This is a genomic window from Pseudomonas sp. MPDS (assembly GCF_013283895.1).
Classification (GTDB): domain Bacteria; phylum Pseudomonadota; class Gammaproteobacteria; order Pseudomonadales; family Pseudomonadaceae; genus Aquipseudomonas; species Aquipseudomonas rhizophila.
The window spans coordinates 222,882-248,970 of the sequence record NZ_CP054128.1 but is presented as its reverse complement, the minus strand read 5'-3'; the positions used below and the strand labels follow the sequence as shown (position 1 = coordinate 248,970).

Genomic DNA, 26,089 nt, shown 5'->3' with positions numbered 1-26,089 from the left:
GTTTACTTCTTCTAAGATCCGTAGAGCATTATTTTAATACCGAGGATGACTACCAAATTCGAAGACCATCATGTTTGCAAAGTACTTGTCCAAATCAAGTAAGTCCCGACAGGTACTACCTTCATAATAAAGTAAGCCGGAGCCGCGATGGTTTGTATTGTTAAGTTTATCGCACTTTTTGGTGTTTCGGACTAAAGCTATACACAAAGCAGCCGATATTTTGCGTGAGCTTTATATAGTTGCATAACGAACGAAAAATCACATAGGGAGTACAAAATGTCGTGGGGTTCAGTCAATGCATTTCATATATATGCAACTGTTGGTGTGGGCATCTGCTCCGTATCCTTAATGTTTCTTATACGTGATCCAAAAACACCGAAGTGGTTAGATGTTGCAGTTGCAATTACCCTACTGCTATTGGCGGCACTTTTTTTAGGCTTGGTACAGTCTATTTTTAATATTTTGCCAGAGGACACAATTAGCGATAGAGATTTAAAAAGTGAGTATCAAGTAGCGCTTTATGTTATTCCGTTCTTCACGGCTGGTCTTGCGACTAATCTGTTATCAAATATTATTTTGAACCAGCGCGACTACACAGATACGATGAGCTTCTATGAGGCTGCACGAAGGACAGCTTGGTTTATCTGGATTGCTTTTCTCACTTCGACCTTTGTGGGGCTACTTATGTATGTGGGGTACAAGCAAATAGAGAAATGGTCTATAGCCGATAATTAAATAAGTTGGAAAAATGTTGCCTGTCCGATTTCTGATTATCGATGAAAATGGAACAGGTAGATTGTGGTGGGGGAATTGTATTTATACTTTGCCTCATTCGAACTGCAATAAACGATGTCGCAAGGATCGCTTATGAGAAACTCAAAAAAAGTAGCGTTGCTTTCAATTGCTTTATCTTCTTTTGCTTTAACTTGGGTCTGTTTTAAATCATTTCCTCTCTCAAGTGTAACCGCTGCTTGGTTAAATCTCGGGGCAGGCTTATTGGCTATACTTGCTATTATGTGTGTCGCTAGTGAGTATTTTTCACCTCCAAAGCCAGGAGATAATATACGAGCGCCGGATAAATTCACCCGAGTAACAGCTGGACTAACGGGTCTTGCATCAGGCGTATTTTGGGTTGCAAGTGCCTGGTATGGAATTTTTCCACCACCCGCGTAACTACTTGATCTATTCCTCTCACTGAGTGGAAGTAAACTTCCTGCCCATCGTCCCATCGACATTCCAAACCAAAAAACGGGCCTGCATTCCCACGCAGCCCCGTTTTTTTTTACCACCCGATCAGATCAAAACGCCGGCAAAACCGCCCCTTTGTACTTCTCAAGAATAAAAGCCTTCACTTCCGGCGTATGCAGCGCCGCCGCCAGCTTCTTCATCGCCTCACTGTTCTTGTCGTCCTCACGGGCAACCAGAATATTCACATACGGCGAGTCGTTCCCTTCAATCACCAACGCATCCTTGGACGGATCAAGCTTGGCCTCCAACGCATAGTTGGTATTGATCAACGCCAGATCCACCTGAGTCAGCACCCGCGGAATGGTCGCGGCTTCCAGCTCACGGAACTTCAAATCCTTCGGGTTCTCAACAATGTCCTTGGTCGTCGACAGGATGTTGTTGGAATCCTTCAGCGTGATCACCCCGTGCTTCGCCAGCAGCAACAGCGCACGGCCGCCGTTGGTGGCGTCGTTAGGGATGACCACGTTGGCACCGCCTGGTACTTCTGCCAGTGTCTTGAACTTGCTGGAGTACGCGCCCAAAGGTTCCAGGTGCACGCCGGTCACGCTCACCAGGTGGGTGCCCTTGGCTTTGTTGAACTCATCCAGGTACGGCTGGTGCTGGAAGAAGTTGGCGTCCAGGCGCTTTTCGGCGACTTGGACGTTCGGCTGGATGTAGTCGGTGAAGACTTTGACCTTGAGGTCCACGCCTTCTTTGGCCAGGGCCGGTTTGACGAATTCGAGGATTTCCGCGTGCGGCACCGGCGTCGCCGCGACGGTCAGGGTGTCGGCGGCGTGGACGGAAAATGCTGCGGCGGCAGCGAAGGCAACCAGTAGTTTTTTCATTCAGCTAACTCCTTGTGGGGCGCCCGCTCTTGGCGCCTGCCAGCGAATGGCCGGCTCATGGTTTATTGGCCGCGAGGCCTTACTTTCTAGAGAAATGCACAACCAGTTTGTCGCCCACGGTTTGCAGGACCTGGACCAGCACCAGCAGCAACACCACCGTGACCACCATCACATCGGTCTGGAAGCGCTGGTAACCGAAACGGATCGCCAGGTCACCCAAACCACCGGCACCGACCACACCGGCCATGGCCGTGTAGGACACCAGCGTAATCGCTGTCACCGTAATCGCGGCAAAAATGCCTGGACGGGCTTCCGGCAGCAAGGCGTTGACGATGATCTGGCGCGTGGTCGCGCCCATGGCCTGGGTCGCTTCGATGATGCCGCGATCGACTTCGCGCAAGGCGGTTTCCACCAGGCGGGCGAAGAACGGTGTTGCGCCGACCACCAGTGGCGGAATCGCGCCGGCCACGCCCAGGGAGGTGCCGGTGATCAATACCGTGAACGGGATCATCACGATCAACAGGATGATGAACGGCAGCGAGCGCAAGATGTTGACGATCAGCGACAGCAGCGCATAAACGCCGCGGGCTTCGAGCAACTGGCGCGGGCTGCAGAGGAATAACAACACGCCCAGCGGCAGGCCGAGTAGCACGGTGAAAAGCAGCGAGCCGAAGAGCATCAGCAGGGTGTCGCCGGTCGCCAGCCAGATTTCCAGCCAATCGATGTTGGCGAAGAATGAATTCAACAGTTCCATCAGCGCAGCACCTCCATGTGGACGTCAGCCGCGGTGAAGCGGGCGAATGCCGCCTCCATGTCACCGCCGGTGACGGCGAGGGTCAGTTGCCCGTAGGGGGTGTCTTTGATGCGGTCGATACGACCGGCCAGAATGCTGTAGTCCACGCCGGTTTCCCGGGCGACGGTGCCGAGCAATGGCGCGTAGGTCGCTTCGCCCTGGAACGTCAGACGCACGATGCGCCCTGGTACGTGGGCAAAGTCGTCGCGCTGTTCGCTTTCGTCGATCTGCTCGTCTTCCTGGACGAAACGCTTGGTGGTCGGGTGCTTGGGATGCAAGAAGACCTCGGCCACGGGTCCTTGCTCGACGATCACGCCGGCGTCCATCACCGCCACTTCATCGCAGACGCGGCGGATCACGTCCATTTCATGGGTGATCAGCACGATGGTCAGCTTCAGCTCGCGGTTGATTTCCGCCAGCAGTTGCAACACCGATGCGGTGGTTTGTGGGTCCAGTGCGCTGGTGGCTTCGTCGCACAGCAGGATCTTGGGCTTGGTCGCCAGAGCGCGGGCGATGCCGACGCGCTGCTTCTGGCCACCGGACAACTGCGCCGGGTATTTTTTGGCGTGTTCGGACAAGCCCACCCGCGCCAGCAATTCGGCGACGCGCTGGTCGATTTCGCTGCGGGACAATTCGCCCGCCAGCGTCAGTGGCAGCGCCACGTTGTCGGCCACGGTCTTGGACGCCAGCAAATTGAAGTGCTGGAAAATCATCCCGACCTGCTGACGGAAACGCCGCAAGCCGCTGGCGTCCAGGGCAGTGACTTCCTCGCCGTCGACGATGATCTTGCCGCCGCTGGAGTCTTCCAGGCGATTGATCAGGCGCAACAGGGTACTTTTTCCCGCACCGGAATGGCCAATCAGGCCGAAGACCTGACCGTTCTCAATCGTCAGACTGGTCGGGTGCAGGGCGGGGATATCCCTACCGGCGACCCGGTAGGTTTTATGGACGTTTTGAAACTCGATCACGTAGCGAACCTTGTGGGGCGCGTTGGAAAAGGATCAGCGGTTAGCCGGGCGCGCATTTTAGCCTGTCCGTATAGAGGTTCTTAGCATTTATTTGCGATTGAACCAGCCATTTGGCAATAAGGCGATCAAAGGACATAAAAAAGGAACGCGGCGAACCGGTATCGGTCACTCACTAAGCAACTCGAAAATGCCCGGGTACCGTGCCTGCGGCATCGAACTCAAGAGTCCTGGCCACGGCGGGGATCGCAACGAGGAGTTATGTCTGATGAGTACCAACAAGCCCACCGGCACCGAAAGCCAACTGGCCGGGACCGACACGCTGGATCGCGGCAACACCAACGCCAAGCTTGAAAGCCTGGAACAGTTTCGCTCCGACGCCACCGAGCAGGCGCTGCGCACCAATCAGGGCGTGAAGATTGCCGACAACCAGAACACCCTCCGGGTCGGGGCGCGCGGGCCTTCCCTGCTGGAAGACTTCATCATGCGTGAGAAGATCACGCACTTTGACCATGAGCGCATTCCGGAGCGCATTGTCCACGCCCGCGGCACCGGCGCCCATGGCTACTTTCAGAGCTATGAAGCACATTCGGCGCTGACCAAGGCCGGCTTCCTACAGGACCCGAGCAAAAAAACGCCGGTATTCGTGCGCTTTTCCACGGTGCAAGGTCCACGAGGATCCGGCGACACCGTGCGAGATGTGCGGGGCTTTGCGGTGAAGTTCTTTACCGACGAAGGCAACTTCGACCTGGTGGGCAACAACATGCCGGTGTTTTTCATCCAGGATGCGGTGAAGTTTCCAGATTTCGTCCATGCGGTGAAACCCGAACCCCACAATGAAATTCCCACGGGCGGTTCGGCCCACGACACCTTCTGGGATTTTGTCTCGCTGGTGCCGGAGTCGGCCCATATGGTGATTTGGGCCATGTCTGACAGGGCCATTCCCAAAAGCCTGCGGTCCATGCAGGGTTTCGGCGTACACACCTTCCGCATGATCAACGCCGAGGGCCGGAGCAGCTTCGTTAAATTCCACTGGCGCCCCACAGTCGGCACCTGTTCGCTGGTGTGGGACGAAGCGCAGAAGCTCGCCGGTAAAGATACCGACTACCACCGTCGCGATCTTTGGGAATCGATCGAGATGGGGGACTACCCGGAATGGGAATTTGGCGTACAAATTGTCCCCGAGGAAGACGAGCATAAGTTCGACTTCGACCTCCTCGACCCCACCAAGCTCATTCCCGAAGAGCTCGTTCCTATCACGCCCCTGGGCAAGATGGTATTGAACCGCAACCCGGATAACTTCTTTGCCGAGGTCGAGCAAGTCGCGTTCTGCCCTGGGCATATCGTGCCGGGCATCGATTTCACCAATGATCCGCTGCTGCAAGGCCGGCTGTTTTCCTACACCGATACGCAAATCAGCCGACTCGGTGGGCCGAATTTTCATGAGCTGCCGATCAACCGGGCGATTACTCCGGTGCATAACGGCCAGCGTGACGCCATGCACCGCACCACCATCGACAAGGGCCGCGCTTCCTACGAGCCGAACTCCATCGATGGCGGCTGGCCGAAGGAAACCCCGCCCGGCCCGCAGGACGGCGGCTTCGAAAGTTATCCAGAGCGCATTGATGCCCACAAGATTCGTCAACGCAGCGAGTCGTTTGGCGATCACTTTTCCCAAGCGCGGCTGTTCTACAACAGCATGAGCCCCCACGAGCAGGAACACATCATCGCCGCCTACAGTTTCGAACTGGGCAAGGTGGAGCGGGAGTTCATTCGGGCACGACAGGTCAATGAAATCCTCGCCAACATTGATCTGAAGTTGGCCGAGCGGGTGGCAATAAACCTCGGGCTGCCAGCACCGACCGCCTGCACCGTGGACGTACCGAAACCTTCGTTGGAACAATCCCCCGCCTTGAGTCAGGCGAACCTGCTGTCCGGGGACATCAAGACCCGTAAGGTGGCTGTGCTGGTGGCCAACGGTGTCGATGGAGCGATTATCGATGCGCTCACGCAAGCCCTGGAAGCCAAGGGGGCTCACGCCAAAGTGCTGGGGCCAACCTCCGCACCGGTCACCACAGCCGCTGGGCAAAAGCTGCCGGTGGATGCGTCCATGGAAGGTATGCCGTCCATTGCCTTTGATGCGGTGTTCGTCCCAGGTGGCGCGGAATCGATCAAAGCCTTGAGTGCGGACGGTGTGGCGTTGCATTACGTACTGGAAGCCTACAAGCACCTGAAAGCCATCGCGCTCAACGGCGAGGCCCGGCAATTGCTGGTGCTGTTGAAGCTGGAGGCGGATGCGGGGCTGATTCCTGACGCGGATGCCAGCCAGTTCCCGGCATTCTTCGACGCTATTGCCCAACATCGGGTGTGGGCGCGGGAGCCTAAGGCCAAGGCGATTCCGGCTTGATGGGCGGCTGACAGAGCTTTTGTTGGTAGGACGCTATCGCGAGCAGGCTCGCTCCCACAGTGGTTTTGTGTCGATCACAAAGCCTCATGTGGGAGCGAGCCTGCTCGCGATGCTTTTTAGGGATTGCGCGGTGTCAGCACCATTTGCGCCGGCACGTTGCGCAGAATCTGCTTCTGCAGTTTCAAATCAAACCCCGGGTCCAGTTTCTTGACCCGCTTGGTCAGCAAAGTCGCCAACCACGGATAATCGTCGGTGCGCGGCGCCTGGATGCTGACGTCACATTGAAAATTCACCACGTCGGCGGCAATGGCATCCAGTTGTCGACGCATTTTCTGGATATCGCCGATATTCAGCGCAACTGTCGTGCTTTCAGCACTCGGGTCGATCACTTTGGCGACCGGTTTGGCTTCGGCGGCCTTGAGGGCGGCCTCGGCTTTTTCCAGCTCGACCTTGCGGGCCTCGGCAATGGCGCTGTTGACCTCACCGGAGAGCGCCGGCGCCTTGGGCATCAAGGCTCGGGCTCGGCTCAGGGCGGTGGCGGCGGCGTTTACATCGCCTTTTTGCAGGTCAATTTGGCTGCGGCGCAGATACGCCTCGGCCAGTTGCCGTTGGTAGGGTTCCAGCGCCGGGTCTTCCGGCGACTGGGCCTGCAAAGCGGCCAGTTGGTCTTCAGCAGTGGCCAGCTCATTGCCGGCCAGACTTTGTTCAAACTGCACGAGGGCCGGGCCCCGGGTGTCGGGGGCTTCGGCGACTGGCGGCGAACTCTGGCAGGCGCCCAGCAGCAGGGAAAATGCGACAAGGAGCAGATAACGGGAGGCGAACGGCTTCATTCCTGCGACTCTCTATTTGCGCAAAAAGCGAGCAAGTCTACACCCCTCGGCGGGGCAGGACAAAACTCAGCAGAAATAGCGCGGCGGCGCTGACCACAATCGACGGCCCGGCCGGGGTGTCCTTGAACCACGATAGCGCCAGCCCACCGCACACTGCGAGCATGCCCAGCAGGCTGGCGCCCAGGGCCATCTGCTCCGGGGAGCGGGCGTGCCGCTGTGCTGCGGCCGCCGGGATAATCAGCAAAGAAGTAATCAGCAATACACCGACGATTTTCATCGCCACGGCAATGACTACCGCAATCAACAGCATCAACGCCAGCCGCAAACCCACCACGGGCAAGCCTTCGACCCGCGCCAGTTCCTCGTGCACAGTAACCGCCAGCAACGGGCGCCAGAGCGCTACCAGCAGCAGCAGGACGGCCGCGCTGCCACCCAGGATCCACGAAAGATCCATGGGGCTGATGGCAAGCAGATCACCAAACAGGTAGGCCATCAGATCAATCCGCACGTCATGCATGAAGCTTAGTACCACCAGCCCGAGAGACAGGGTGCTGGGCGCCAGAATGCCCAGCAGCGTGTCGGACGCCAGCGGTTGACGCTGTTGCAGCGTCACCAGTAGCACCGCCAGCAACAGGCAGCCGACGGTCACCGCCACTGCGGGGCTGACGTCCAGCAAAAAGCCCAGGGCCACGCCCAGCAAGGCCGCGTGGGACAAGGTATCGCCGAAATAGGCCATGCGCCGCCAGACCACGAACGAGCCCAGGGGGCCGGCCACCATCGCGAGGGCCAAGCCTGCGAGCAGGGCGTACAACAGAAAATCAGCCATGCTTGCAGCCATCTCCATGAACATGGGTAGAAACAGACGAGTCGCTGACCACCGAACCATGCAGGTCATGGGCGTGGTCGTGATGGTGGTGATAAATCGCCAGGCTTTGTGCGTTCTTTCCGAACAGTTCGACGAATGCCGGATCGCCGCTGACCTGCTCGGGATGCCCGGAACAGCAGACGTGGCGATTGAGGCAGACCACCTGGTCAGTGGTGCTCATGACCAGGTGAAGGTCATGGGAAACCATCAGCACGCCGCAGCGGTGACGGTCGCGCAGGCGGGTGATCAGGCTGTACAGCTCGGCCTGACCGGCCACGTCGACCCCTTGCACGGGCTCGTCGAGCACCAGCAACTCGGGTTCGCGCAGCAGAGCGCGAGCCAGCAACACGCGCTGCATTTCACCGCCGGAAACACTTTGTACCGGACTGTCGATCACCTGTTCGGCACCGACTTCGTTGAGCGCCGCCAGGGCCCGTGCGCGATCCACGCCAGGCACCAGGCGCAAGAAGCGCAGTACCGACAGGGGCAGCGTCGGGTCGACATGAAGCTTTTGCGGCATGTAACCGACCCGCAGCTTCGGCTTGCGCCAGACGCTGCCGCTGTCGGGTTTGAGCAACCCCAGCACGGCACGCACCAGGGTCGTCTTGCCGGCGCCGTTGGGGCCGATCAGGGTGACGATCTGCCCCGGCTCGACGCTCAGGTGGATGTTATCCAGCACGCTCTGGCCGGCGAACGTCACGCCTACGTGCTCGAGACGGATCAACGCATTGCTCATCAGGCCCCCTGGCAACCGGAGCAGAGCCCGACCACTTCGACGGTCTGGGTATCAACCACGAAACCCACTTCTTTGGCGCTGGCAACGATGGCATCGCTGATGGACTTCTGCTCCAGCTCGATGGCTGCGTGGCATTCGCGACAGATCAGGAACTGGCCCTGGTGCGCGTGTTCCGGATGATTGCAGCCAACAAAGGCATTCAACGACGAGATGCGATGCACCAGGCCGTTTTCCAGCAGGAAATCCAGCGCCCGATAAACCGTGGGCGGCGCGGCGCGGCGGCCGTCCTGCTCACTGAGCACCGCGAGTATGTCGTAGGCGCCCAGCGGCTTGTGGCTTTGCCAGACCAGCTCCAGCACGCGTCGACGCAAAGCGGTCAGGCGCAACCCTTGGCGCGCGCAGATGGCGTCGGCCTCGGACAGCGCGGTGTGCACGCAGTGAGAATGGTCATGGGGACGACTGGCAAGGGGCGTAATAGGCATGGGCAGCGACGATTTTAGTGAGAGACGTTATTATGTTACCCGTTCTCGCCTCTTCGAGTGGTCATCGTGTCCCGAAATTTTTCGATCTTTGTCGCTTTTGTCGCCAGTTTTCTGCTGATCGGCCCGGCCCAGGCCGAAGTCAAAGTGCTTACCAGCATCAAGCCATTGCAACTGATTGCCGCCGCGGTGCAGGACGGCGTGGCTGTTCCTGAGGTCCTGCTGCCGCCCGGCGCTTCACCTCACCATTACGCCCTGCGGCCTTCCGACGTACGGAAGGTGCAGTCGGTGGATTTGCTCTACTGGATTGGCCCCGACATGGAAAGTTTCCTGCCGCGCGTGCTGAACGGTCGTACGTTGCCGTCCGTCGCGGTGCAGGATGTGCCGGGACTCAAGTTGCGTCACTTCGCCCAGGACAGTCATTCCCACGCCGAAGATGAGCATGACGCCGATGAGCATGATCACGACCATCGCCCCGGCACCATCGATGCCCATCTGTGGCTCTCGCCAACCAATGCCCGGGTGATTGCCGCCAAGATGGCTGCCGACCTCAGCGCGGCCGATCCGGCCAATGCCAGCCGCTATCAAAGCAACCTCAAGGGTTTCAACCAGCGTCTCGATGCGCTGGATGCGCGTTTGAAGACCCGTCTGGCCGGCGTCGCGGGCAAGCCGTATTTCGTGTTCCACGAAGCGTTCGACTATTTCGAAGACCACTACGGCCTCAAGCACGCCGGAGTTTTTGCCGTGGCCACCGAAGTCCAGCCCGGCGCCCAACACGTGGCGGCGATGCGCAATCGCTTGCAGGCCGTGGGCAAGACGTGCGTCTTCAGCGAACCGCCCCTGCGCCCGCGCCTGGCCGAAACCCTGGTGGCCGGGTTACCGGTGAAATTGGCGGAGCTGGATGCGCTGGGCGGCTATACCCCTGCGACGGCGCAAGGGTATGAGCAGTTGCTGGAGAAGTTGGGGAATGATCTGGCGGGGTGTCTGGAGTCGCTATAACTGCCGAGCGCAAACCCTGTGGCGAGGGAGCTTGCTCCCGCTCGGTTGCGCAGCGACCGCAAAATCTTAGGGCTGCAGCGCACCCCAGCGGGAGCAAGCTCCCTCGCCACAGAGGCATTCAGTTGCGTCAGAGGGCGAACGGCAACATCGCACTGACCGTCTGCCGCTGCGCCAGGCGCTGCTGAAACTCCATTGGATCGTGGATCAGTACATCCTGCCCGGCAAAAGACTCGGCGGCGATCAACCGTGACAGCCAGAAGCGCACGCATGCCACGCGCAGCATCGTCGGCCATGACTCGGCCTCGGCAGCGGTGAATGGGCGCAGCGCAGCATAAGCCCCCAACAAGGCCCGCGTCCGTGGGCCATCGAGCACACCGTTGTCATCCGAACACCAGTCGTTCAGGGCGATGGCAACGTCATACAGCATTGGCCCGGAGCAGGCGTTATAAAAGTCGATCAGCCCGGTCAGGTGTGTGCCCTCGAACATCGCATTGTCGCGGAACAGGTCCGCGTGGATGTTGGCCCGGGGCAGCGCCAGAATTTTTTCCTTCTGTTGGGCGATTTCATCCAGCGCAGCCTCCAGCAACCGACGGGGTTCGGCATCCAGGTGCGACAACAGCTTCGCGCCCTCCTCCTGCATCCAGTCCAGGCCGCGATCAGTCTTGCGCTTGATCATGTTGTTCTTGGTCGCCAGGTGCAGATGGGCCAGTAACTCCCCCACCTGGGCGCAATGCTGTGCGTTGGCCTGCTTGATGTGCTTGCCGGCCAGGCGCGGTTGCAGCAGCGCCGGCTTGCCAGCCAGTTCTCGCAGCGCAACGCCGTCGGTGGTACGCAAGGCGTAAGGCACCGGCAGGTCGGCGTCATGCAGTACATCCAACAGCTCGATGAAGAAGGGCATTTCCTGCACCGGGCCGCGTTCCACCAGGGTCAGGACAAATTCACCCTGCTCCAGGCTGATAAAAAAATTGGTGTTTTCGCTGCCGGCGGCGATCCCCTGGAAATCAAGCAGGCGGCCGAGCCCATAAGGGGCGAGAAAGGTTTCCAGCTCGGGCCGAGCCAGGGGAGTGAACACAGACATGGTTAAAAACTGCCAGTACGGGCGCCCATCAGCGAGCGCCGGTTGAAGTCGAGAGCGGTATTACCACTCAAAGATTTTCCACGATGGAATCAGCATATCCGGCTGATCCGAGCGGATGAAATTCCCGTCGCTGCCATCGGCACGGACCAGGAAATAAGGCTTGCCGTTCTTGGGCGTGACCTTGATCGCGTACAGAAAGCCGTTTTGCCGGTACTCCTGAATGGTCCTATCGCCTTCGGTGCGGATGGTGACATCCGGGTCCGCCGAGGGGGCGTCGTCCGCCGCCATGACGGCCAGCGGGGTGATTGCAAACAAGCCAGCCAGTAACAGGCGATTTAGTGTACGCATGATAACCTTGTCCCTTTGTCGTCAACGGTCCCGCTATTCTAGCCCCGGACCCGCCGAAAAGGTTGATCCTGCTCATGAGCCAAGCCCCCCTCGTCCTGGTGGACGGTTCTTCTTATCTTTATCGCGCCTTTCACGCGCTACCACCGTTGACCACCTCCAAAGGCCTGCCGACAGGCGCGGTCAAGGGCGTGCTGAACATGCTCAAGAGCCTGCGCAAACAGTATCCGGACAGCCCGTTCGCCGTGGTGTTCGATGCCAAGGGTGGGACCTTTCGCGATGAGCTGTACGCCGAATACAAGGCCAACCGCCCCAGCATGCCCGACGACATGCGCGTGCAGATTGAGCCGCTGCATGCCAGCGTCAAGGCCCTGGGCTTCCCGCTGCTGTGCGTGGACAACGTCGAAGCCGATGACGTGATCGGCACCCTGGCCCGCAGCAGCGCCGCAGCCGACCGTCCGGTGGTGATCTCCACCGGCGACAAAGACATGGCGCAACTGGTTGACGGGCACATTACCTTGGTCAACACCATGACCGGTAGCGCCCTGGACGTGGCTGGCGTGAAGGAGAAGTTTGGCGTCGCTCCGGAGCAGATCATCGATTATCTGGCACTGATGGGCGATTCTTCCGACAACATTCCCGGTGTTCCGGGAATCGGTCCGAAGACCGCCTCGGGCCTGCTGGTGGGCGTCAATGGCGGCCTGACCGAGCTGTATGCGCAACTGGACATCGTCGCCACCTTGCCGATTCGTGGCGCCAAGACCCTGGCCGCCAAACTCGAAGAACACAAGGAAATGGCCCTCCTCTCCTACGAGCTGGCGACCATCAAGACCGACGTGCCGTTGGATGTCGGTCTCGACGACCTGCAAATGGGCCAGCCGGATCACGAGAAACTCGCCGAGCTGTATACGTTGCTGGAGTTCAAGAGCTGGTTCGAAGAAAACCAGCGCGATGCCAAGCGTGCCGGTCAGGAGATCGTCGAAGCTGCCGACGAACAACCCGGCGCCGCTGAGGCCAAGTACGAGATCATTCTCGACCAGGCACGTTTCGACGCCTGGCTCGCCAAGCTTGAACAGGCGCCGCTGTTTGCTTTCGTCACCGAAACCAATGGTAACGACGCCCAGCATGCGCAACTCGTAGGGTTGTCGTTTGCCGTCGCGCCCTTTGAGGCGGCCTACGTTCCCTTGACCCATTCCTACATGGGCGTGCCGGAGCAACTGGATCGCGACACGGTGCTCAAGGCGCTCAAGCCATTGCTGGAGAACCCGAACAAGCTCAAGGTCGGCCAGCATGCCAAATTCGAAACCAACATCCTGGCCAACTGCGCCATCGGTGGTGATCAAAACAACGGCATTCTTGTGCAAGGCATTGCCTTCGACACCATGCTTGAGTCCTACGTACTGGACTCCACAGCAACCCGTCACGACATGGACAGCCTGGCGCTCAAGTACCTGGGACAAAGCAAGACCGATATCCAGGACATCGCCGGCAAAGGCGTCAAACAGCTGACCTTTGACCAGATTGCCCTGGAACTGGCCGGCCCTTACGCCGCCGAAGATGCGGACGTGACTTTCCGCCTGCACCAGGCCTTGCAGGAAAAACTGGCTGCCACGCCAAGTCTGGGCAAGGTGCTCAACGAAATCGAAATGCCGCTGATGCCGGTCCTGGCACGCATTGAGCGCCAGGGTGCGCTGGTCGATGCCAACCTGCTGGGGGTGCAGAGCGTTGAGTTGGGCGAGAAGCTCGTGGCTCTGGAACGCGAGGCATTTGCCATCGCCGGGGAGGAATTCAACCTGGGTTCACCCAAGCAACTGGGGGTGATCCTCTACGAAAAACTTGGCTTACCGGTGCTCAGCAAAACCGCCAAGGGCCAGGCGTCTACCGCCGAAGCGGTGCTGGCCGAGCTGGCCGAGCAGGATTATCCGCTGCCCAAGGTATTGATGCAGTACCGCTCGCTGAGCAAGCTCAAGAGCACCTACACCGACCGCCTGCCAGAGCAGATCAACAGCCGCACGGGCCGCGTCCATACCAATTATCAGCAAGCGGTCGCCGCTACCGGGCGACTGTCCTCGATCGACCCCAACCTGCAGAACATTCCGATTCGCACCGCCGAAGGCCGCAGGATTCGTCAGGCATTCGTTGCGCCGAAAGGCTACAAGCTGCTGGCGGCGGACTACTCGCAGATCGAACTGCGGATCATGGCGCACCTGGCCAAGGATGAAGGCCTGCTCCACGCCTTCCGCAATAATCTGGATGTGCACCGGGCCACCGCCGCCGAGGTTTTCGGCGTAGAGCTGGACGCCGTCACTCATGACCAGCGCCGCAGCGCCAAGGCGATCAACTTCGGCCTGATCTACGGCATGAGTGCTTTCGGTCTGGCCAAGCAGATCGGTGTGGATCGCAAGCAGTCCCAGGCTTACATCGACCGCTACTTTGCCCGCTACCCAGGCGTACTGGCCTACATGGAGCGCACTCGTGCCCAGGCAGCCGAGCAAGGTTACGTCGAAACCATTTTCGGGCGTCGGTTGTACCTGCCGGATATCAACGCGAAAAATCCGGCTTTGCGCAAAGGCGCAGAACGCACGGCCATCAACGCGCCGATGCAGGGCACTGCGGCAGATATCATCAAGAAAGCCATGGTGGCGGTTGATCGCTGGCTGACTGCGTCGGGGCTGGATGCCAAGGTCATCCTGCAGGTCCACGACGAATTGGTGCTGGAGGTGCGCGAGGATCTGGTCGACCAGGTGCGCGAGGAAATTCGCCAGCACATGAGTGCCGCCGCCACGCTGGATGTGCCGCTCCTGGTGGAAGTGGGCGTGGGCAATAACTGGGATGAGGCGCACTGAGTCTCAACTGCTGAAATTGCGGGGACCTGTGTGGGTCAGGGAGATATGGTAGGCCCTGTGGCGAGGGAAATCCCCTCGCCAAATCGAATCCTGGCCTCATTAGTTCGGAAAATTCCTAAGGTTATTTCCAAAAATAATCTGAACTAAAACCGTGAATTGCTACTCAGAGTTTCTGAAAGGCTGGTGAAGCCCTTCAATGCTCCTATGTTGTGTTAAGTGTTGGCAGATATCTGGACCCCGCCCTAGCGGTCCGGAACTTGGACCCCGAACTTCCCCCTCCCCATACGAAGTCCGGGGTTTTTTTTGCCCGCGATTTGGCTTATTCCGCCTCTTCGCTGCCCTTGTCTGCCAATTCCATCCAGTCGGCCAATACAGTGTAGGCCTCTTCCAGGCCCATGCGCTTGGGCGCCGAGAACAACTGGATGGTGATCGTCTCGCCCCACCCTTTGCGAATTTCCGACTGCACTTTGAGCAGGGTGTTCTTGGCTGCGCCGTAGGTGAGCTTGTCTGCCTTGGTCAGCAGGATGTGCATCGGCATGCCGCTGGCGACAGCCCAGTCGAGCATCAGCAGATCGAAGTCGGTCATCGGATGGCGGATGTCCATCATCAGAATCAAGCCTTTCAAACTCTCGCGGCTGCCCAGATAGGCTTCCAAATGGCGCTGCCAATGCTGCTTGAGCGGAATCGGTACTTTCGCGTAGCCGTAGCCGGGCAGGTCGACCAAACGGCGTTCATCGTCTAGCTTGAAGAAGTTCAAGAGCTGCGTGCGGCCCGGAGTTTTCGAGGTGCGTGCCAGGCTTGCATGGGTCAGGGTGTTCAGCGCGCTGGATTTACCGGCATTGGAACGCCCGGCGAAAGCCACTTCAAAGCCTTCGTCGTCGGGGCATTGATCGACTTTGGCGGCGCTGAGCATGAAGGTGGACTGTTGGCACAGGCCAAGGATGGGGTTCTTCAGTTGCATGGGATTTCCGATGTGGGTGGCGTCGGGAATGGACGCGGCAAGCTGTGTCGTTTCCGTTTCAGTGACGCCAGTATATAATGCCGCAGATTTTGTGTGCGCTTTGTCCCAGCGTAGGATGAAGCTCACGGGAGCGACCGACTGAAATTGCGCACTAGAACGCAGCTCGCTCTCAACCCTGAAAAGGTCGTTTTATGACGAAATGGCTGCTAGCTGCCGGTGTCTTGATGCCGCTTTACAGCGCTCAGGCTACACAGGATCCGGAAGCTGTGTACAACCGTGTTTGTGGTGCCTGTCATTCCGGCCAACTCCCCATGGCACCCCGCAAGGGTGATCAGGAAGCTTGGACGCCGAGGTTGGCGAAAGGTATGGAGACGCTGGTGCAACACGTGACCCAGGGTTTCAAGGCGATGCCGCCGCGTGGTTTGTGCATGGACTGCAGTGCCGAGGATTACCGAGCCATCATCCAGTGGATGAGCGAGTAAACCCGGTCCATAACTCTTTAACCCTTAGCCGTAGTTGGATTAGCTGATGAACAAACTGATCGTGAGTCTGCTGTTGACATTGGGGATATCCGGCGTAGCCCATGCCGCTGGCGATGCCGCCGCCGGCCAGGCGAAAGCCGCCGTATGTGGGGCCTGCCATGGTCCGGATGGCAACAGCATGGCACCAAACTTTCCAAAACTGGCGGGCCAGGGCGAGCGTTACCTGACCAAGCAGTTGAAGGACATCAAGGACGGCAAGCGTGTCGTGCTGGAAATGACCGGCCTGCTGACCAACCTGAACGATCAGGACCTGGCGGACATGGCGGCTTATTTCGCCAGCCAGAAGGGCAGCGTTGGCGCCGCCGATCCAAAACTGGTCGCACGTGGTGAAGCGCTGTTTCGCGGAGGCAACCTGGAAAAGGGGCTTCCAGCTTGCACCGGTTGCCACTCGCCTGACGGCAAAGGTAACGCAGCGGCCGGCTTCCCGCACCTTGGGGGCCAGCACGCTCAGTACATTGCCAAGCAGCTGACTGACTTCCGCAAGGAAGCAGACGGTCGTAACAATGATGGCGAGGCGATGATGCGCACCATTGCCCGCAAGCTGAGCGACGAAGAGATCGCGGCGGTGGCCAGCTACATCCAGGGCCTGCACTAAGACCGTTGGCCGGGCGTTGTGAGGGTTTACATCTCTTGCAACGTTAACGCTCGATTAATCTGTCGATGCGAACATCAAAAGGGTGGCTTTGGCCGCCCTTTTTTGTGGCCGCTACCGTTACACTAGCGAACTTGAACCCGTCACGGCCTGTCTGAAAAACACGCCTCGCGAGGTCACCTCATTGTCCAGGAGTAAAGCATGCGTAATCTGATCATCAGCGCCGCGCTCGCCGCTGTCAGCCTGTTCGGCATGGCCGCCCAAGCCAACGCCGAGGAATCGAAAGCCCCTTACGTCGAATTGAGCAATCCCGTTCCGGTGGCCGTGCCTGGCAAGATCGAAGTGGTGGAACTGTTCTGGTACGGCTGCCCGCATTGCTACGCGTTCGAGCCGGTCATCAACCCATGGGTCGAGAAACTGCCTTCGGACGTTAATTTCGTACGCATTCCGGCCATGTTCGGCGGCCCATGGGACGCCCACGGCCAGATGTTCCTGACCCTCGAAGCCATGGGCGTCGAGCACAAGGTTCACGCTGCAGTGTTCAATGAGATCCAGGTTGAGAAGAAGCGTCTGACCGATCCTGAAGAAATGGCTGAATTCCTCGCCACCCAAGGTGTGGACAAGGACAAGTTTCTGGCGACGTTCAACTCCTTCGCCATCAAGGGCCAGATCAACAAAGCCAAAGAACTTGCCAAGAAATACGAGATCACTGGCGTACCCACCATGGTCGTCAACGGCAAATACCGCTTTGATATCGGTTCGGCCGGTGGTGCTAACCAGGCGCTGGAGCTGGCCGACCAGCTGATTGCCAAAGAACGAGCGGCAACCAAGGCCGCCGCCAACTAAGCGCGGCGCTGACCATGGCCCGCTGGAGCACCGAACGCGTCGTTGGCCTGCATGAACCGCGGGTCAATGAGCATCATATCGCCTCCACGGGCCTGCCTGCCGACAACTGTCTGCGGCTGCTCAGTTTCAATATTCAGGTGGGCATCAGCACAGAGCGTTACCGGCATTACCTGACCCGTGGCTGGCAACATCTGCTGCCGCACACCGGACGCGCCGTCAACCTGCAGAAGATCGGCGACCTGCTGAAAGATTTCGACCTGGTGGCCTTGCAAGAGGCCGACGGTGGGAGCCTGAGATCGGGCTACGTCAATCAGGTGGAGCATCTGGCTCAACTGGGTGCTTTCCCCTACTGGTACCAACAACTCAATCGCAACCTCGGACGCCTGGGCCAGCACAGCAATGGTGTGTTGAGCCGCCTGCGGCCGTGGGCGATAGAAGACCACCCGTTACCCGGTCCCAAGGGACGCGGAGCGATCCTGGCGCGCTTTGGCGAAGGTCCGGAGGCGTTGATCGTGGTCATGATGCACCTGGCCCTTGGGGCTCGTACCCGAACGATGCAACTGGCCTACATCCGCGAGCTGATTGGTGACTACAAGCACCAGGTATTGATGGGCGACATGAATACCCATGCCAACGACTTGCTGCAAAATTCGCCGTTGCGTGATCTTGGGCTGCTCGCCCCCCAACTCGAAGCCACATTCCCCAGCTGGCGCCCCCAGCGCTGTCTGGACCATATTCTGTTGAGCCCCACCTTGACCCTCGAACGGTTCGAGGTGCTGGCTCACCCCATTTCCGACCACCTGCCTGTCGCGGTCGAAATTCGTCTGCCGGGTTCGCTCACGGCGGATGCATTCCCCGCACTGAGTCCTGCCCCTCGCGGATCCCATGAATGAGCGACGAAGCCGAACGCTGGAGAGAGAAGTACTTCAAGAGCATCGAACAGCAAGAAAAGCTCGAGCGCCGCTGGGCGGCTCGGCTCGACTTGCTGCGTCGCGGCCTGGTGCGCAGTACGCTGGCCGCCGAAGGCACTGACCGGGCGGTCGATCAGTGCATGAAAGAAATGCGCGAAGTGGTGCGCAGCGATGACATGGATGCCGCCCTCGCCGCTCTTTTGCCCCGCCTGGAAAAAGCTGTGCTTGATTCCGAGCAGCGTCGCGAGACTCGGGTCGAACAGGTGAGCGCCGCATTGACTTCCCTGGTCGCTCAGTTGCAAACCTTGCCGCTGCCAAAGGAAGTCAGCCGGCCCTTGAAAAAGTTTTCCAAGCAGTTGGAAGACCGGGTGGACCAGGCTCGGGAGATTCCTTTGCTGCTCAGTGAACTGAGCAGCTTGCAGGGCCAGGCGCTGAGTGTGCTGGAAGCACCCACTGAACCGAATCGTCCCGGCCTGCTGCAACGGTTGTTTGGTGGCCACGGCCAGGAAGAAGCGGCGCCTCAGCCGCACGAACCTGCCCAGCGCAGCGCGGTACCGGTTTTGGAAACGACACCGCCGGCACCGGCACAGTTAGCGACTGACGCTGCGCCTGTCATAACCCCAACTCCAGCCCCGGCAGTGTTAGCCGGACCCGCGGCAACAGTCGATGAAGCGCCTGAACCGGTCGCGTTCATTCCGCCAATGGTCGATCCCGATCCAGAACGCTCTCCGTCGCCGGTATCCGAAGCTGCCGAGCCGACTCTGGAGCGAGATGAAGCTACCGAGCAGGAGGAGTCAACCGAGCCGGCACCGATTCCCACGGAACAGGCGGTGCCGGTACCCGCCCTTGGGAACCCTGATGAGCTGATGCCCGAGGAGCCGCCGCAAGCGCTGGACGAGTCGCTGCCCCTCCCGGAAGAGCCCGTCGAACCCTCGGCCGCGGTCGAGCCGGCAGCGTCTGAGCCGGAGGACGACCATTATGAACTGCCCGACTCACCGGAGCCGTCCTACAGTTCGGTGGCCAGGCATATAGAAGACACCCTGTTGGGCCTGCTGGGCGATCTGACCCTGCCCGAGCGTCACCGTCCCCAGGCCGAGGCCATGCGCGAACGGCTGCAAAATGGCTTGAACTGGTATGAATTACTGCCAATTCTCGACGATCTTGCCGTACTCATGCTGGCAATTACCGACACCGGCCAACATGAATTCGAAGCGTACCTGCAGCGCCTCAATGATCGGCTTGAGTCCTTCCAGAGCAGTTTACGGGCAGCCAGTGAAGACCATGCCGATAACCAGTCGGCCTCCCGGGAAATGGACACGCAGATTCGCGAGCAGGTGGATGGCTTGCAAAGCAGCGTGCAGGAAGCTGATGACCTGGAAGGTCTCAAGCAAGTGCTGGAGAACCATCTTGAAGGCCTGCTTGGCACGATGGACCAGCACCAGAAGCAGCGCGATCAGCGCGAGCAGGAAGTGTCGGCTCGCCTCAAAAGCCTGGCCGAGCGCGTCGCGCTGATGGAGCAGGATGCCCAGGTTGTCCGGGATAATCTTGAAGAGCAGCGGCAAAAAGCGCTTATCGATCCGCTCACCGGGCTGCCTAACCGCGCCGCCTGGTCCGAGCGTCTCGAACAGGAAGTTGCCCAATGGCAGCGGCACGGCAACAGTCTGCTGCTGGCCATGCTCGATCTGGATCACTTCAAGCGCATCAACGATAACTACGGCCACCTGGCAGGTGATCGGGTGCTGAAGATCATCGCTTCGGTGCTGCGTAGACGTCTGCGTGGCAGCGATTTCATCGCCCGCTTTGGCGGTGAGGAATTTGTCCTGCTGGTGCCCGACACACCGCTGGCGGCCGGGGCAAGACTGGCCGAGTCCCTGCGCGCAGCCATCGAGGCCTGCCCGTTTCACTTCAAGGGTGAGCCGGTCACAATCACCGTGTCCGTGGGCATGACCGCGTTCAAAAGCGGGGAGCACAGCGATTCGGTGCTTAAAAGAGCCGATCAGGCGCTATATAGAGCCAAAAATGCCGGGCGCAACCGAGTGGAATGGGGCTGAAGGCAATTGTTCCATTTTGTGAATCCCGCTATACGAGCCAGATCATCGCAACGCGATACGTTACACTGTTGCATTACCCCAGCGCGTAATGCACCTGCCATGAAATTTTTTTCGCTCATTGCCTTCTTACTGGTTCTGGCCGGTTGCGCCAGCGGCCCCAGGCTCGATACCAGCCACCCTTCAGTCAATCATGACAACCGTATCCAGTTCGTGGTGCTGCATTACACTTCCGCTTCCCTGGAGCGGTCCCTGGCTCTGCTCACCCACGGCGAAGTCAGTGCGCATTACCTGATCGGCGATGATAAAAGCGCGACCGTCTACAAGCTGGTAGATGAAGGCCGGCGCGCCTGGCACGCCGGAGACAGTGAATGGGATGGCCGGACCTGGCTCAATTCCAGCTCCATCGGCATTGAGATCGTCAATCCCGGTTTCGTCGATACGCCCAACGGGCGCCTCTGGTATCCCTACAGCGAAGCTCAGGTCCAAACCTTGATCGCCTTGCTCAAGGACATCTCCCAGCGTAATGGGATCAACCCGCGCAACATCATTGGGCATAGCGATATTGCCCCGATGCGCAAGCTTGACCCTGGGCCGCTGTTTCCCTGGAAGCGCCTGGCGCAAGCTGGGGTGGGGATTTGGCCAGACGAGCAGGCGGTAATCCGCCAGCAGGCGGTTTTCGCGGCGCAGGTACCGAACGCCAGTTGGTTCCAGGCCGAGCTGGCCCGTTTCGGTTACCCGACGCCCCGCACCGGCGAATGGGATGTGGCCACTCATCATGTGCTCGCTGCCTTCCAGATGCGCTTCCGGCCGACCCGGTTCGACGGCATGCCGGATGCGCAAAGTGCGGCTATCCTGCAGGTGCTCAACCAGACAAAATAATGACGCCCGTCCGACGGTCAGGGCTAAATCCAAATCAGAAGCTATAACTCATTGGTAACTTTCGGATTACCAATGATGACGCCTGCCCGCGAAACTCTGCAAAGCTGGCTCCATCGCCCGTTTCTCCTGGCGATGATGGCGGCTGTCCTGAGTACCGTGCTATTGCTGGGCGCCAGTCTGTTCGTGGTGATGCAGCAAATCCAGCAGCGCGAAAGCGACCAGATGAATGCTCAGGGCGAGCGCTTTCTGCAGCGACTCGAGCAGCTTTTCGGACAGTTGCGCGAAAGCCTCGACGATCTGCAAAACCAGCCGTTGCGCAGATGCGACGACGACATGATCGCGACGTTGCAGCAGGTCAGCTTCAACTACCGTTTCGTCTACGAAGCGGCGTATATCGATAGCAGCGGGGTTTGTTCCAATCGTCCACGCCGCAGCGGGTTATCGGTGATCCGACCGCCTGACATCCGGGGCCCGACCTACAGCTACTGGCTCAATACCACCACCGAGCCGGATGAAAACCGTGCTGCATTGATGCTGGGGCGTGGCAATTTTCGCGTTGCGACTTCCCGCGGGCATCTGACCGACGTGGTCGACCTGCCCCCCGGCAGTAGCCTGCTTGTGGTGCTCGATCATGGCGAGCGGGCGATACCGGTGCTGGGCACCGATCAATACTGGCCGCCCACGGAGCCTTGGCCCTCGAAAAGCCGCAATGCATTGCAAGTGACGCAGAACCGCCTGATCTATCGGATGCAGACCGACAGCCCGGAATATCAACTGGTGCTGATTGCTCAACGCAATGGTTTCAATATTCCCTCCAACGCCTGGTGGTTGCTGCCCATCAGCCTGATGCTGGGCCTGGGGATTGGTTTCCAGGTATTCCTGCTGGCGCGTCAGCGCCAATCGATGGACGCCGAGCTGCACGGGGCCATCCGGCGCGGGGAATTGCAGGTGCTGTACCAGCCGATCTTCGACCTGCGCAGTCGCAATTGCGTCGGTGCTGAAGCCCTGTTGCGCTGGCGGCGCCCGGACGGCACCCTCACCAGCCCGGATCTGTTCATTCCGATGGCAGAGAACACCGGGCAGATCCGTCAGATCACAGACTTCGTGCTGCAACGCCTGTTCGACCAGTTGGGTCAGCTGCTGCGGGCCAATCCGCAGCTCTACATCTCGGTGAACCTGGCAGCGTGCGACGTCATGGTGCCACGTATCGGCGAAGTGATCGCCCGCCTGCTGGCGTTGCATCGGGTGTCGGCGCACCAGATAGCCTTTGAAGTGACCGAACGCGGATTGGTCGATGTCCTGGTCGCCCGGGATAATCTGCAATCGCTGCGCGATGTCGGGCATCAGGTGTTGATCGATGATTTTGGCACGGGCTATTGCAGCCTCGCCTATCTGCAAACCTTGCCGGTGGACTGCTTGAAAATCGACAAAGCCTTCATTGACGCCCTGGGGCACGATGCCGCCAGCAGCGGTGTGGCCCCGCATATTATCCGCATGGCCCACGCGTTAGAGCTCAAGGTGATTGCCGAGGGCATCGAGCATGAAGCCCAGGCGTCTTACCTGAGCAGCGAAGGCGTGACTTTCGGGCAGGGTTGGCTGTTTGCCCATGCGCTCAGTGCCGTGCAGTTGATCGAGCTGATTACCCGCGGCCGGCGCCTGTTGGGGCGACGCCTGGACGATGAGGCCTGAGCCGACTCAGACCGCCAGCGCCATATAGAACTGGGTGCCCTGCCCCGGCCGTGAATAAACGCCCATGCGCCCACCGTGGAGCTGGACGATTTCCTTGCACAGCGCCAGCCCCAGCCCTGCGCCGCCCTTTTTGCGACCGACCTGGACGAAAGGTTCGAAGATCCGTCCCTGCTGGCCGTAGGGAATGCCCTCTCCATTGTCCTCGACGCTGATGATCACCCGCTCGCCGTGACGACGGGCCTGCAGGCGGATCTGACCGTGGTCGCCCGTGTGACGCATGGCATTGTCGATCAGGTTATCCAGCACCCGGTCCAGTTGCGCAGCGTCGGCATGCAGGCGCGGTAAGGGTCCCTGGATCGCCACGAGCAATTGGATGCCCTTGGCCTGGGCCTGTGCGGCAAACCGCAGCCGGGCCGACTCCAGCAGTTCTTCGATGGAACAAGGTGCCAGCGTCAGCTTTTGCAGGCCGTTCTGGTAGCGGGAGAAGTTCAGCAGGTCATTGATGAGCTGCATCAGGCGCTGCATTTCTTCGTTGACGGTGTTGAGCAGATCGGCTTCGCGCGATTCCTCAGGAAAATGCACGCGCTCCTGCAACAGGCCGAACGCCATGTGCATGCCGGTCACTGGGGTACGCAGCTCGTGGGACGCGCGCAACACGAACTCACTGCGCACCCGTTCGAAAGCGCGTTGTTCGGTGACATCGTGCAACACCATCACCGCCCCGAGGATGTGCCCCTGGGTATGGCTGACGGGGGTGAGGCTATACGTCAGCAACCGCGACTCGCCATCCACTTCGATGCTCAAGTCGTCCGGCGCCCGCTCCAGCGTTCCCCCGCGCAGCACCAGTTGCAGTTCCTCATCCAGATCCTTGCGTTCCAGCGCCTCGCCCAATCCCTGGCCCAGGCGCTCCTCGTCCCAGCCCAATTGACGCTGGGCCACCGGGTTGAGGTGCTCCAGGCGACCCTGGCGATCGATCATCAGCAAGCCGTCGTCGATGCTGTCGAGTACCGCTTGCAAGCGTTGCTGGCCGGCGAGCAGCTCATCGACGTTGGTGGCCTGATGCTCGCGCAGAGCCTGGGCCATGATGCCGAAGCGTCGGGTCAGCAAGTTCAATTCCGAGGCCGAGGAGATCGGCAGCGTCACCTCGAAGTTGCCCTGACCGATATTATCCGCCGCCGCCGCCAGCGCCTCGATCGGCGCCCCGAAACGTCGGGCGATACCGTGGGCTGTGATGAAGCCGATGATCAGCACTGCCAACCCTACCAGCCCCAGTAATCCGGAAATCAGCAACGCGCGCTCGCGAGCTTTGTTCTGGGTGTCGCTGATGTTGTTCAGCGCCTGCCGATACGCGTCGATCAAGCCCGTGCGCAGCACGTTGAATTTTTCGGTGAGGTTCTGGATACCGGACAGTTGGGCCGGTAGCTGGCGAGAGGCTGAAAAAGCCTCCAGAAAACTGATGTAATCGGCTTTGGCCTTGCTGAAGCTGTCGGCTGAATCGTCCAGCACCTGTTCGTGGGCGATGCCCTCGTCGAGCAACTCGAAGTATTGCCGTTTGGATGCTTCCAGAGCCACCAGGTCGGGCTTCTCATCGAGCATGATCATCAACTGGTCGCCCAGGGTCTGACGCAGCTTGAGGCCCAGGTCGAGCAGGATGAAGTTGTCGCGCACCGATTGTTCTTGGGTATTGGCCATCTGCACCACGCTGACCAGGCCAAGCAACAGCCCCAGCAATGCCACGGTAATCAGCGCCGAGATACTCAGAAACAGCCGTGTGCGCAGCTTCATCGCCAGTTTCATAAGATGACGCTCACAGGTTGTACTGCTTGCGTTTGCGATACAGCGTGGAGGCATCGATTCCCAGAGTCTTGGCGGCCTGATCCAGCGTGTCGGCCGTGGCCAGCACTGCGCCAATATGCGCCTTTTCCAATTCGTCGAGGCTTAGCGCAGCCCCGATTCGCGGTGCATTGTTGACGGGTTGCTCGGCCATGCCCAAGTGGCTGATTTCGACTTTTTCCTGCGCGCAGATGATGCTGGCGCGCTCGACCACGTTGCGCAGCTCCCGGATGTTGCCAGGCCAGCGATAGCCTAGCAGCGCTTCACGAGCCTCGTCGCTGAAGCCGCGCGCCGGGCGGGCGTATTCCTTGACGAAGCGCGCCAGGAAGCGGTCGGCCAACGTCAGAATGTCTTCGGCCCGCTCGCGCAGTGGTGGCAGATGCAGGGTAATCACATTCAGGCGGTACAGCAGGTCTTCGCGAAAGCGCCCGTCGCGCACCATGTCCTCAAGGTTGAGGTTGGTCGCCGCGAGGATTCGCACATCGGCACGACGGGTCACCGGATCGCCGACCCGTTCGTATTCCTTGTCCTGAATGAAACGCAGCAACTTGGGCTGCAATGTCAGGGGAAAATCGCCGATTTCGTCGAGAAAAAGCGTACCGCCGTCGGCCTGGTTGACCCGTCCCAGCGTGCTTTCACTGGCGCCGGTAAATGCACCGCGGCTGTGGCCGAACAGTTCGCTTTCCATCAACTCAGCGGTCAACGACGGGCAGTTGATCGTGACGCAGGACTTCTTCGCGCGTTTGCTCCAGCCATGGATGGCTCGGGCCAGTTCGCCCTTACCGGTGCCGGACTCGCCAAGGATCAGAATGTTGGCGTCAGTGCTGGCGACCTGGCGAGCGGTTTCGAGCACGACTTTCATCGCCGGGCTGTGGGAGTCGAGGCCGTCATTGGGTTTGCGCACTTCCCCTTCCAGGGCTTCCAGTCGCGCCGATAACTGGCGCACCTCTAACTGTTTGGCGGTCGCCAGGCGCAGTTGATCGGGGCTGCAAGGCTTGACCAGATAATCGGCGGCGCCCGCCTGGATCGCATCAACGGCGGTGTCGACCGCCGAGTGGGCGGTGACAATCACCACCCGCATCCAGGGTGCCTGGATGCGCATTTGCGCCAGGACATCAAGGCCGTTGTCTTCTCCCAGGCGCAAGTCCAGAAAGCACAGGTCAAACACCTGCCGCTGCAGCAGGGTGTCCGCCTGGGCAGCGCTGTTGGCGGTGGCGACGCTGTAGCCTTCGTCTTCCAGGCAATAACGGAATGTACGCAGGATGGCGGACTCGTCGTCTACCAGCAGAATGCGGCCTTGATGCTCAGTGGCGGATTCCATTTTTCCTACGCTCCTTTAATGAATGATGTTGGTTAGTGTCAGAAAAATC

Annotated in this window: 24 protein-coding genes; 12 read left to right on the top strand and 12 right to left on the bottom strand. The window is 59.6% G+C overall.

All coding sequences use genetic code 11. The annotated features are described in order from the left end of the window. Positions 1-276 precede the first annotated feature (276 nt). Together HQ912_RS01060 and HQ912_RS01055 are read left to right on the top strand one after the other, a co-directional pair. Positions 277-735, top strand: coding sequence for a hypothetical protein (locus tag HQ912_RS01060; protein ID WP_173406353.1), 459 nt, complete (start codon positions 277-279; stop codon positions 733-735). A 132-nt stretch (positions 736-867) separates the two neighbouring features. After that, positions 868-1,173 (top strand): hypothetical protein, encoded by a 306-nt coding sequence (locus HQ912_RS01055; RefSeq protein WP_156893483.1) that lies wholly within the window; start codon positions 868-870, stop codon positions 1,171-1,173. Positions 1,174-1,298: 125 nt separating this feature from the next. Here the strand turns inward: HQ912_RS01055 and HQ912_RS01050 are convergent, their stop codons facing one another. The 3 genes from HQ912_RS01050 to HQ912_RS01040 all read right to left on the bottom strand — a co-directional run bounded on the left by HQ912_RS01050 (position 1,299) and on the right by HQ912_RS01040 (position 3,833). After that, on the bottom strand, positions 1,299-2,072 hold the full coding sequence (locus HQ912_RS01050; RefSeq protein WP_076383153.1) for a MetQ/NlpA family ABC transporter substrate-binding protein: 774 nt from the start codon (positions 2,070-2,072) through the stop codon (positions 1,299-1,301). 79 nt (positions 2,073-2,151) lie between these two features. After that, complete coding sequence (locus tag HQ912_RS01045; protein WP_047229776.1) at positions 2,152-2,826, bottom strand: methionine ABC transporter permease; 675 nt, start codon at positions 2,824-2,826, stop codon at positions 2,152-2,154. Next, positions 2,826-3,833, bottom strand: coding sequence for a methionine ABC transporter ATP-binding protein (locus HQ912_RS01040; RefSeq protein WP_076383152.1), 1,008 nt, complete (start codon positions 3,831-3,833; stop codon positions 2,826-2,828). Before HQ912_RS01040 ends, HQ912_RS01045 begins: the two co-directional genes overlap by 1 nt. A gap of 265 nt (positions 3,834-4,098) precedes the next feature. Here HQ912_RS01040 and katE point away from each other — a divergent pair, with 265 nt between their 5' ends. Next, a complete protein-coding gene (gene katE, locus HQ912_RS01035; protein ID WP_173406352.1) occupies positions 4,099-6,237 on the top strand; it encodes a catalase HPII in 2,139 nt (712 codons plus the stop codon). A gap of 116 nt (positions 6,238-6,353) precedes the next feature. Here katE and HQ912_RS01030 read toward each other — a convergent pair whose 3' ends face one another. From HQ912_RS01030 to zur, 4 genes are read right to left on the bottom strand one after another with little or no spacing between them, the layout of a single operon-like run. Then, positions 6,354-7,067: a PA5502 family lipoprotein gene (locus HQ912_RS01030; protein WP_160891453.1), complete on the bottom strand. Its 714-nt coding sequence runs from the start codon at positions 7,065-7,067 to the stop codon at positions 6,354-6,356. A gap of 37 nt (positions 7,068-7,104) precedes the next feature. Beyond that, the gene (znuB, locus tag HQ912_RS01025) at positions 7,105-7,893 is read right to left on the bottom strand and encodes a zinc ABC transporter permease subunit ZnuB (protein ID WP_047229780.1); all 789 of its coding nucleotides are present in this window, start codon (positions 7,891-7,893) and stop codon (positions 7,105-7,107) included. Then, entirely contained in the window at positions 7,886-8,668 is a 783-nt protein-coding gene (gene znuC, locus HQ912_RS01020; RefSeq protein WP_173406351.1) for a zinc ABC transporter ATP-binding protein ZnuC, read from the bottom strand. Before znuC ends, znuB begins: the two co-directional genes overlap by 8 nt. Next, positions 8,668-9,150 carry a zinc uptake transcriptional repressor Zur gene (zur, locus tag HQ912_RS01015; RefSeq protein WP_047229782.1) on the bottom strand — a complete coding sequence of 161 codons (483 nt, stop codon included), beginning with the start codon at positions 9,148-9,150 and terminating at the stop codon, positions 8,668-8,670. The genes znuC and zur overlap by 1 nt, the downstream gene beginning before the upstream one ends. A gap of 66 nt (positions 9,151-9,216) precedes the next feature. Here zur and znuA point away from each other — a divergent pair, with 66 nt between their 5' ends. Next, positions 9,217-10,146: a zinc ABC transporter substrate-binding protein ZnuA gene (gene znuA / locus HQ912_RS01010; protein ID WP_107323309.1), complete on the top strand. Its 930-nt coding sequence runs from the start codon at positions 9,217-9,219 to the stop codon at positions 10,144-10,146. A gap of 127 nt (positions 10,147-10,273) precedes the next feature. Here the strand turns inward: znuA and HQ912_RS01005 are convergent, their stop codons facing one another. Beyond that, positions 10,274-11,224, bottom strand: coding sequence for a homoserine kinase (locus tag HQ912_RS01005; RefSeq protein WP_076383149.1), 951 nt, complete (start codon positions 11,222-11,224; stop codon positions 10,274-10,276). Between the two features lie 60 nt (positions 11,225-11,284). Next, entirely contained in the window at positions 11,285-11,572 is a 288-nt protein-coding gene (locus HQ912_RS01000; RefSeq protein WP_047229784.1) for a DUF2782 domain-containing protein, read from the bottom strand. 74 nt (positions 11,573-11,646) lie between these two features. Between HQ912_RS01000 and polA the strand changes: the two genes are divergently transcribed. Continuing rightward, a complete protein-coding gene (gene polA, locus HQ912_RS00995) occupies positions 11,647-14,415 on the top strand; it encodes a DNA polymerase I (RefSeq protein WP_076383148.1) in 2,769 nt (922 codons plus the stop codon). A 319-nt stretch (positions 14,416-14,734) separates the two neighbouring features. Here polA and yihA read toward each other — a convergent pair whose 3' ends face one another. Further along, positions 14,735-15,376 (bottom strand): ribosome biogenesis GTP-binding protein YihA/YsxC, encoded by a 642-nt coding sequence (yihA, locus tag HQ912_RS00990; protein WP_047229786.1) that lies wholly within the window; start codon positions 15,374-15,376, stop codon positions 14,735-14,737. Positions 15,377-15,567: 191 nt separating this feature from the next. Between yihA and HQ912_RS00985 the strand changes: the two genes are divergently transcribed. From HQ912_RS00985 to HQ912_RS00955, 7 genes are all read left to right on the top strand, one after another. Continuing rightward, entirely contained in the window at positions 15,568-15,858 is a 291-nt protein-coding gene (locus HQ912_RS00985) for a c-type cytochrome (RefSeq protein ID WP_003196231.1), read from the top strand. A 46-nt stretch (positions 15,859-15,904) separates the two neighbouring features. After that, the gene (locus tag HQ912_RS00980) at positions 15,905-16,513 is read left to right on the top strand and encodes a c-type cytochrome (protein WP_047229787.1); all 609 of its coding nucleotides are present in this window, start codon (positions 15,905-15,907) and stop codon (positions 16,511-16,513) included. A 198-nt stretch (positions 16,514-16,711) separates the two neighbouring features. After that, on the top strand, positions 16,712-17,356 hold the full coding sequence (locus HQ912_RS00975) for a thiol:disulfide interchange protein DsbA/DsbL (RefSeq protein WP_047229788.1): 645 nt from the start codon (positions 16,712-16,714) through the stop codon (positions 17,354-17,356). 14 nt (positions 17,357-17,370) lie between these two features. Further along, complete coding sequence (locus tag HQ912_RS00970; protein ID WP_047229789.1) at positions 17,371-18,249, top strand: endonuclease/exonuclease/phosphatase family protein; 879 nt, start codon at positions 17,371-17,373, stop codon at positions 18,247-18,249. After that, on the top strand, positions 18,246-20,318 hold the full coding sequence (locus HQ912_RS00965; RefSeq protein ID WP_173406350.1) for a GGDEF domain-containing protein: 2,073 nt from the start codon (positions 18,246-18,248) through the stop codon (positions 20,316-20,318). Before HQ912_RS00970 ends, HQ912_RS00965 begins: the two co-directional genes overlap by 4 nt. A gap of 99 nt (positions 20,319-20,417) precedes the next feature. Continuing rightward, complete coding sequence (locus HQ912_RS00960; RefSeq protein ID WP_173406349.1) at positions 20,418-21,197, top strand: N-acetylmuramoyl-L-alanine amidase; 780 nt, start codon at positions 20,418-20,420, stop codon at positions 21,195-21,197. Positions 21,198-21,272: 75 nt separating this feature from the next. Continuing rightward, positions 21,273-22,886 carry an EAL domain-containing protein gene (locus HQ912_RS00955; protein ID WP_076386507.1) on the top strand — a complete coding sequence of 538 codons (1,614 nt, stop codon included), beginning with the start codon at positions 21,273-21,275 and terminating at the stop codon, positions 22,884-22,886. 6 nt (positions 22,887-22,892) lie between these two features. Here HQ912_RS00955 and HQ912_RS00950 read toward each other — a convergent pair whose 3' ends face one another. Next, entirely contained in the window at positions 22,893-24,683 is a 1,791-nt protein-coding gene (locus HQ912_RS00950) for an ATP-binding protein (RefSeq protein WP_047229792.1), read from the bottom strand. Positions 24,684-24,693: 10 nt separating this feature from the next. Then, the gene (gene algB / locus HQ912_RS00945) at positions 24,694-26,040 is read right to left on the bottom strand and encodes a sigma-54-dependent response regulator transcription factor AlgB (protein WP_047229793.1); all 1,347 of its coding nucleotides are present in this window, start codon (positions 26,038-26,040) and stop codon (positions 24,694-24,696) included. Between the last annotated feature and the right edge of the window lie 49 nt (positions 26,041-26,089).